The 8,242-nt window shown below is 73.3% G+C and carries 5 protein-coding genes and 1 tRNA gene; 2 read left to right on the forward strand and 4 right to left on the reverse strand.

Annotation, left to right across the window (positions count from 1 at the left end):
- From ACLU3S_RS34125 to ACLU3S_RS34135, 3 genes are all read right to left on the reverse strand, one after another.
- The coding region (locus ACLU3S_RS34125; RefSeq protein ID WP_413955863.1) for a hypothetical protein at positions 1–2,238 on the reverse strand (2,238 nt) is incomplete at its 3' end.
- On the reverse strand, positions 2,238–5,867 hold the full coding sequence (locus ACLU3S_RS34130) for an AAA domain-containing protein (RefSeq protein WP_413955864.1): 3,630 nt from the start codon (positions 5,865–5,867) through the stop codon (positions 2,238–2,240). The genes ACLU3S_RS34130 and ACLU3S_RS34125, both read right to left, overlap by 1 nt.
- A gap of 290 nt (positions 5,868–6,157) precedes the next feature.
- Positions 6,158–6,231: transfer RNA gene (locus ACLU3S_RS34135), tRNA-Pro, on the reverse strand.
- Between the two features lie 107 nt (positions 6,232–6,338).
- Here ACLU3S_RS34135 and ACLU3S_RS34140 point away from each other — a divergent pair.
- Together ACLU3S_RS34140 and cobF are read left to right on the forward strand one after the other, a co-directional pair.
- Positions 6,339–6,845, forward strand: a complete 507-nt coding sequence (locus tag ACLU3S_RS34140; RefSeq protein WP_413955865.1) for a DUF309 domain-containing protein — start codon at positions 6,339–6,341, stop codon at positions 6,843–6,845.
- Between the two features lie 107 nt (positions 6,846–6,952).
- Positions 6,953–7,726, forward strand: coding sequence for a precorrin-6A synthase (deacetylating) (gene cobF, locus ACLU3S_RS34145; RefSeq protein WP_413955866.1), 774 nt, complete (start codon positions 6,953–6,955; stop codon positions 7,724–7,726).
- A gap of 3 nt (positions 7,727–7,729) precedes the next feature.
- Here the strand turns inward: cobF and ACLU3S_RS34150 are convergent.
- Positions 7,730–8,242 (reverse strand): precorrin-6A/cobalt-precorrin-6A reductase (locus ACLU3S_RS34150; RefSeq protein WP_413955867.1); only part of this gene is annotated, 513 nt, incomplete at its 5' end.

An 8,242-nucleotide genomic window follows, 5' to 3' on the forward strand; every position in this document is an offset into this window, starting at 1 on the left:
GGCCGCTCCGAGCAGGGCGGCGGCCTGCTGGGCCAGTCCGCCGCCGGTGACGCGCAGGCTGACCTCGGCGGCCGGCCGGCGGCCGGGACGGCCGCCGAAGGCGCCCTCGTGGGAGAGGAAGTCGAAGCTGCCGACGACGAGGTCGTCGTCCCGGACCAGGGCGCGGGCGGCGGAGTCACCCCGGTGCAGGCCGAACCCGGGGAAGGCCGCCTGCGCCTTCTCCAGCAGTTCGCGGGCGTCGGCGCCGTCCTTGCGGACGTGCCGGTAGAGCACGTCGGCGCGTATGCCGGCGTGCACCCGTTCCTCCAGCAGGGCGAGGAGCGGCTGCTTGACGACGGTGTGCGCGATGTACTCGCTGGCCAGGACGATCTGTGCGGTCGCCGAGCGCACCGCCTCCCACAGGGCGTCGCGGTGGGCGGAGTCCTCCACCAGGGTCACCGAGGGCAGGGCGCGCGCCTCCAGGTGCCGCCGCACCTCCTCCGCGCAGGTCCGCCAGGCGAGCGCCCAGGACCGTACGGCGGTGTCGGAGGCGCCGGTGTCCTGCTCCAGTGGTGACGGCAGCTCGGACCAGGCCAGCCGCTGCGAGGGCAGTTTCCAGTCGTCGGGGCGGCGGCCGAAGTCGCGTTCGCGGAAGTAGACGGCCGAGGCGGTCGCGGCGTCCGGCATGGCCCGGCGCACCCAGCGCAGGATGGCCTCGACGGGTTCGCTGCCACAGCCCTGCTCGGCGGCCGTGACCAGCGCGCCGAGCTGCCGGGCGTTGCGGTCGAGCCGGCCGAGGTAGGCGTAGCCGCCGACCAGGGCGGTGTGGTTGTCGGCCACCACCATGTTCGCGTTGACGTTGGCGGGGCGGCGCGCCACGAGCACGGCCGCCTTCCCCGGCTCCTCCGCCTTGCCGCCGTCCGGCGGGACCGCGGTGACGCCGTCCGGCCCGGGCGGGGTGTCGTCGCCGGGGCCCGCGGTCGGGTCCTCGCGCCAGGTCGTGTTCCTGGCCTCCGGGTTGTGGGCCTCGGCCGCGTAGCGCAGTTCCTCCAGGGCGTTGGCGGCGCGGGCCTCGAGGGTGTCGCTGTGTCCGCGCCCCCACAGCAGCACGATCTGCACGCCCCGTTCAACGGCGGCCCGCAGCGCCGGCAGAAGGTCGGACAGGCCTTCCGAGTGGACGGTGGAGGTGACGAGGACGACCTGGCGCTCGGCGGCCGCGATCACCTCGCGGAGGGCGTCGCGGTAGTCCTTGTGCGCGCCCACCAGCCGGACCTCGGCCTCCCCGTCCACCCGGGCGCCGACCTGTGAGCGGGCGGTGCGCAGCGCCTCGACGAGGCTCTCGTGCAGCGCCTCGCGGGTGCCGGCCGCCGCGGTCAGGGCCTGTCCGGCCAGGGTGTCGAGCCGGACGAGGGTGCGTTCCAGGGACGGCGGGTCGGCCAGCCGGTTCTCCGAGCTCTTTTTCAGCCGCTTGGAGAAGCGGTGCTCGGGCCGCCGTTCGAGGAACTCGGTGAGCAGTCGGCCGATCCGCTCGCAGTGGGCGAGGCTGCGCCGGGAGTCCTGCACCACGGTGACCCGCACCGCGCCGCTCTCCGGGTCCTGCCGCACGGTGATGTCGACCGGGAACCACATGGTGCGCTTGGCGCCGCTGAGTTGGTGGGCGGGCAGCAGCCGGGCCTCCAGCACCCGCAGGTTGCGGCCCCGGGGGCGGTCGGCGGGTTGCGCGGCGTCGGCGCCCCTGGCGCGTTCGGCGAGTGTCTCGCGGACCGCCCGCACCAGGTCGCTGCCGCTGAGGTCGTCGACGGTGGCGGTGAACAGCGGGCTCGCCGGGACCGCGAGTTCGCGGTCGGGGACGTAGCCGGCGCCGGAGCGGCCGGTGAGATGACCGCCGACGCGGTCCAGCCACACGTCGAGGGTCTCCAGCGTGAACTCGCCGCCGCTGAGCTCGCTCTCCTTCCCCTGCGCGAAGGCGTTCAGCACGACGGGCGTCGGGGCGACCTCGGCGCCGTACATGTCCAGCGTGACGTAGTCACGCCGCCACAGGTCGAACACCAGGTGCAGGGTCATCCGGTCGTCGAGCGCGAACAGCTGGGAGAGCCGGTTGAGGCTCACCCCGCGGGACGCCGGTCCCTGCTGGGCGGTCCACAGTTCGACGATGCCGCGCAGCACGGTGGCCTCGACGCGGGACACCGTCTCGCCGTACCCGAGCTGCACCCGCACGGGCACGGCCTCGTACGGCAGGTAGATCCGCAGGGCGGGCATCAGATCACCCCCGGTTCGCCGGCGGGGACGACCGTGCCGTAGCGCTTGACGAGCGCGCACACGTCCGCCCACATGGGACCGCCGTTGGCCTTGAAGTGCTCGAAGGAGCCGACGACGATCAGGTGTTCCCGGGCGCGGGAGAACAGCACGTTGACGAGTTCCGGTTCGTGCAGGTGGCCGATGCTGCGCCACGGCTGGTCCGCGGCTCCGCGTTTCTGGTCGCGGACGAGGGAGACGACGACGACGTTGGCCTCGCGGCCCTGGAAGGCGTGGATGGTGGAGGCGTGCGGGCGGATCTCGCCCCAGGAGTTGAACAGTTCCAGCTGCCGCCGGTACGGCGTGAGGACCGCCACGGGGTGGTCGCCGTAGCCGTCGCGGCCCGGCACGGGGCGCGGTCTGAGCGACTGGAGGACGGATCTGACGATGCGTGCCTCGCCCGGGTTGCGCCAGGCGGGTTCTTCGGAGCAGTCGGAGACCTGCCCGGTGTCCAGCCACAGCACCGCCTGGGGGCTGGGCGAGGTGAGCACGGGCGTGTCGTCCCGGCCGGTGCTCAGCAGACCCTGGGCGTCGATGTCGACGTGCCCGGCCTCGTCGGGTGGGGAGACGGCGTAGAACACGCGGCTGACGATCTCGCCGATGGCGGGCCGCATGCGGTACTGGGTGCGCAGGGTGTGCCGGGGCGGGTCCTTGACCGGGCGGTCGGGGTCGTCCTCGAAGAGGTGGCCGAACACGCCGAAGACCTTGAGGTAGGTGTCCTTGCGCCGGCCGTGCAGCCTGAGGTCCTCGTTCTCGGAGCGGGCGCAGACGTCGAGGAAGTCCAGCACTTCGCGGCGCCGGTGGGCGGGCAGCTGCCGGTGGTCGCCGACCAGGGACCAACGGATGCCGCGGGCCAGCGGGATGGCCAGCTCGCTCGGCCACGCCTTGGCGGCCTCCTCGATGACGACCCAGTTGAACAGGTCCGTGTCCGCCGCCTGGGCGAGCGCGTCGGGGGTGGCCGAGGAGCAGGTGGCGAAGACCAGGTTGGCGGCGCGGTGCAAGCGGTCGATCAGCTCGGGCAGGCTGTCCTTGACCACGTCCCGCCAGGTGGCGAGCAGGTTCTTCTCCGCGCCGTCGACGTAGGGGTCGGCGAGCTTCTCGGTGGTACGGGCGACGATGTGCTGCTGGGTGCGCTCGGCCAGGTGGTGGATCAGGAACGGCTTGACGAGCTCGTCGACCTTGTCCTCGCGGCGGAGGCTGCTGACGCGTACGGCGATCACGTTCGAGTGGGCCTGTGCCACCGCGGTGTCGCCGGAGAGCAGGCCCAGCTTGCGCAGCAGCCGTTCGGCGATGTTGTCGAGGGCGAAGTTTGACTGGGTGGACACCAGGACCCGGTCGGCGGGCTCCTTCTCCAGGTAACGCACGATCGCCCGGGACGTCACCTCCGTCTTCCCGGTGCCGGGCGGGCCCTGGACCGCGAACAGCGGCTCGACGTCGCTGAGGGCGTCCACCACCCGCTGGGCGCTGCTGCGCGCGGTCATGGCGACCGGGTTGGCGGCCTGCGGCCGGGCGAGCTGCTCGATCAGCACCCGGTTGTCCAGCAGCTCCCAGCGAGCCTGGTCCTGCCGGTTCCAGGCCATCCAGGAGCCGAAGTCGTCGGCGAGGACGAGCCAGCCCTTCACGGGAGTGGAGCCGAAGCGCCGGACGTCCAGGGTGACGGTGTCGTTGTGGGCGTCGATGCAGTCGGCCTTGAAGGACATGGTCCGCGCGGGCAGCCCGTTGTCGTCGGCGTGGACGGCGACGGACACGGTGCCGTCCTCGTTGCCGGCCCCGGCGAAGAAGTCGCCCATGGAGGGGCGCAGTCCAGGGTTGCTCGCGAAGGCGGTGGCCATGGCGGAGCCGTGCCGCCAGGCGCGGTCGCGCTCCTCGTCGTAGCGCACCACCACGGTGCCCCGCTGGTCGGAGTCCTCGGCGAGGACGTAGGGGTAGCGGCGGGACTCCAGCTCGGTGCGCTGGAACTGCAGCAGCCAGTCGAAGGCCTGGGCGTAGTCGCGTTCGGCCCTCGTCTTGGGGGCGATCTGCCGGACTGCGTCGAGCAGGGGCTGCCAGGAGGGGCTGGTCGCGAGCTCTGCCTGCATCTCCCGGTAGTGGATGTCGGAGGCCGCAAGGCGCACTCGGGGCGGTATGAAACGCCACTTCTTGGTCTTCTTCACGACGGACAGCAGGCTGCGGCCGCGCGCGTTGTCCAGCAGGAGGGCGAACGTCAGCAGGAGACCGCGCGGGTCCGGGGTTCCGCGCTGCCGGCCGCTGCGGCTGGGTTCGAAGGGGCGGCAGAACCAGGCGACGTCCCGGCCGAGGAGCAGCTGGTCGGCGGCGCGCAGCTTGTCCGGGTCGTTGCCCGGCACGAAGGGCGCGGCACCTTCCGGCAGGTGCAGCAGGCGGGCGTCCTTGAGGTCGCCGAGGATGAACTCGGCGGTCTCGGCCCGGCCTTCCTCGGTCGCCGGGTCGAGGTCGATGAGCTCCCACTTCAGCAGGGTCTGGCGGCACTCGTCGGGCATGAAGACGAGCAGGTACTCCTCCTCGGAGCGCTCCTCCGCCGTGGCCGTGACCTGCTCGTAGTGGTCGCTGAGCCGGCCGACGACGTCCGTGGCGGTGGGCCGTCCGGCCGGCTTGTCCCAGTCGATCATGTCGCGCAGCAGGGTGGCCAGCGGGCCGGGCAGGTGCCGTGCGGCGTGCGCGAGGTGCCGGTTGGCGGCGCGGGCAGCCGTCAGCAGCCGGTCGAGGTCGGGGGTGTCGTCGGGACCGGCCACCATGGCCGCGTGCACGTCGGCGAGCAGCTCATCGGGGAGCGGTCCGGTCATCCACTCGGCGCCCACCATGCCCAGGCTGTAGATGTCCGAGCGGAAGTCCTCCAGCCGGGCGCCCTCCTGGAGCAGGAAGCGGATGCGCTCGGGCGAGAAGTACACCAGGGCGTCACCGCCCTGGGAGACGATGAGCTGGCGGGCGTGCGCGGCTCGCTCGCGTGCGTCCAGCAGGAAGGACCGCAGGAGGTTCGAGACCAGGCCGCTCATCTCGAAGCGGCTCAGCACCATCTGGTCCTTGCCGTCGATGCGGGCGCGGCCGATGGTGCCCGGCCAGATGTTGCGGTGCACGATCCGCATGTCGTGCAGCACGGACAGGGCGTCGGCGAGCGACATGAACTGGGCGACCGCCTCCGGACGGTCCTCGCTCAGGTCGGCGATCTCCTCGGCCAGGCCGTACCGCATCCCGTACTCGGGGTCGGTGTCGTCGTACAGCTGCCGGTCGCCGGATCGCGTCACGACGTAGGCGCAGCCGCGGATGCCGAAGCGGCCGGTCTCCTTCTCCTCGATGTGTCCGCCACGCTCCAGTCCGGGCAGTGCGGGGTGCTGGAGGGCGGCGATACGGCGCAGGACGGTGAGCTCCTGCTTCCACAGGTCCTCGCCGGGGCCGGAGATGCCCAGGTAGAACTGCACGGTGACGGGGGTTCGGGTGGCACGGTCGGCCAGCTCGTAGCGGTACAGCGTGCCGGGGAGGAGTTCGGTGCCATGGACCTGGCCGCCGCCGGGGACGCGGAACGAGCCGTGGGACGTGGGCTGGTCCCCGCAGAAGAGCGCTGTGACGAGCGCGTCCATCCTACGTAACATCGGCCCCCTCCAGACGCGCGGCAGCCTTGCCGGACAGCGCGGGCCCCGCCGCGCGCGCACGTGTCCGCCCGCGCTCGATGTACGGGAACGCTATCTGATTGCCCGTCCGGAGGAGGCCGTATTCGTCGGGTATTGCGCTCTTGCCCCCGGGAGCAGCCTCTCCCACGCTCACTCGCCGGGGCAGATCGAAGCCGCCGGCCCGCAACCGGCGCCCGAAAACCGCCGAGGGCCGGTGGAGGATGCCTCCAAAACCGGCCCTGACCTGCGACTCTCATGAGTCGGGACGACAGGATTTGAACCTGCGACCCCTTGACCCCCAGTCAAGTGCGCTACCAAGCTGCGCCACGTCCCGATGCGCTCACTCGCGGTGACCCGTGTGATCGCGCGGACAGCACTTTACCCCAACGGCGGGGGTGCGCCGAAGGGGGCGCGGGGTGGGGCGGGGGCACAATCGGCGGTATGACGAACGCGGACGCATCTCAGGCCAGGGACCGGGACCCGCAGGGCCGGGCCCGCAGCGCCCGGCCCCGGGACGGGCTGGGGCGGCCGCTGCCGTACGGCGCCGAGGGCGTCCTGCGGCAGCCGGAGGGTGTGGTGCGGGCGCCGCGGGAGACGGTCGCCGAGGCCCAGGCACTGCTCGGGGCGGGGAAGCCGTTCCACGCCCACGAGGTGTTCGAGGACGCCTGGAAGTCGGGGCCCGAGCACGAACGCCCGCTGTGGCGGGGGCTGGCCCAGCTGGCGGTGGGACTCACCCACGCGGCCCGCGGGAACGCCGTCGGCGGGGCGCGGCTGCTGCGGCGCGGGGCCGGCGCGGTCGAGGCGTGGGAGCGGGACCGGGGCGAGGACCGGCCCTACGGCATGGACCTCGCCGGCCTCACGCGCTGGGCGCGCGAGCTCGCCGGGCGCGTGGAGCGGGGCGCCGGGCCCGTGGACGCGAGGGCCGAGGCGCCTCGGCTCGGCCCGTGACCCGACCGGACGGCGCCGCACCGGCGCCGCACCGGCGTCGCACCGGCGTCGCGCTGCGTGCGGAGGCGGTGCACCCGCTGTCAGTGGGATGCGGCAGACTCGGGCGGGTGCGAAAGATTCATGTCATCGGTATCGGCGCGGGCGACCCCGACCAGCTGACCCTGCAGGCGGTCAAGGCGCTGCGGAGCACGGACGTGTTCTTCCTGCTCGACAAGGGCGAGGTGAAGGGCGATCTCACGCGGCTGCGCCGGGACATGCTGGAGGCGCATCTGCCCGAGGGGTCGTACCGGGTGGTCGAGGCCCGCGATCCGGAGCGGGACCGCACGGCGGGCGGGGCGGCCTACTCGCCGGCCGTCGAGGACTGGCGCAGTGCCCGTGCCGGTGTCTACGAGCGGCTGATCGCCGGGGAGCTGGCCGAGGACGGCACCGGCGCCTTCCTGGTGTGGGGCGATCCGGCGCTGTACGACAGCACGCTGGGGATCCTGCAGGAGGTGCTGGAGCGGGGCGCGGTCGCGTTCGAGTACGACGTGGTGCCGGGCATCAGCAGCGTCTCCGCGCTCGTGGCCCGGCATCGCACGGGACTGAACCGGGTCGCGCGGCCGGTGCAGATCACCACCGGGCGGCGGCTCGCCGAGGGCTTCCCGGAAGGAGTGGACGACGTGGTCGTGATGCTGGACGCGCACCAGGCCTTCCGGGAGTACGCCGACCAGGACATCGACATCTACTGGGGCGCGTACATAGGCACGCCGGACGAGATCCTCGTCTCCGGTCCGCTCGCCGAGGCCGCTCCCGAGATCGAGCGGGTGCGGGCGCGGGCGCGCGAGCGCAAGGGCTGGATCATGGACACGTACCTGCTGCGCCGGAACCCCGGCGACCGGTAGGGGTCAGGCGGGGCCGAGGCCCAGCCGCTCCAGCACGGCCGGCACGTCGGGCACGGCCGTCACGCCCGGCGGCAGCGGGGGCCGGCGTACGACGACCACGGGCAGCCCGCGTTCCCGGGCGGCGGTGAGCTTCGCGGCCGTCGCTTCGCCGCCGCTGTCCTTGGTCACCAGCACGTCGATCCGGTGCGCGCGCAGCAGCTCCCTCTCGTCGGCGAGCGCGAACGGGCCGCGTGCGAGGACCAGTTCGGTGTGCGGGGGCAGCGGCGGCCCGGGCGGCTCGACCGAGCGGACCACGAAGTGCAGGTCCGTCAGGTGTCCGAAGGCGGCGAGGCCGAGACGCCCGGTGGTGAGGAACGCCCGCCGCCCCAGGGCGGGCAGGGCCTCGGCGGCCCCGGCCAGGGACGCCACGTCGTACCAGCGGTCGGCCGGGCCCGGCCGCCAGCCCGGGCGGCGCAGGACCACTGCCGGGACTCCGGTGGCCGCCGCGGCGCGGGCCGCGTGGGCGGTGATGTTCCC

The organism is Streptomyces sp. AF1A (genome assembly GCF_047340315.1).
In the GTDB taxonomy this organism is placed as follows: Bacteria; Actinomycetota; Actinomycetes; order Streptomycetales; family Streptomycetaceae; genus Streptomyces.

Coding starts and splice junctions, on each gene's coding strand:
- ACLU3S_RS34130 (WP_413955864.1), bottom strand. CDS start 5,867: ATGGACGCGCTCGTCACAGCGCTCTTCTGCGGGGACCAGCCCACGTCC.
- ACLU3S_RS34140 (WP_413955865.1), top strand. CDS start 6,339: ATGACGAACGCGGACGCATCTCAGGCCAGGGACCGGGACCCGCAGGGC.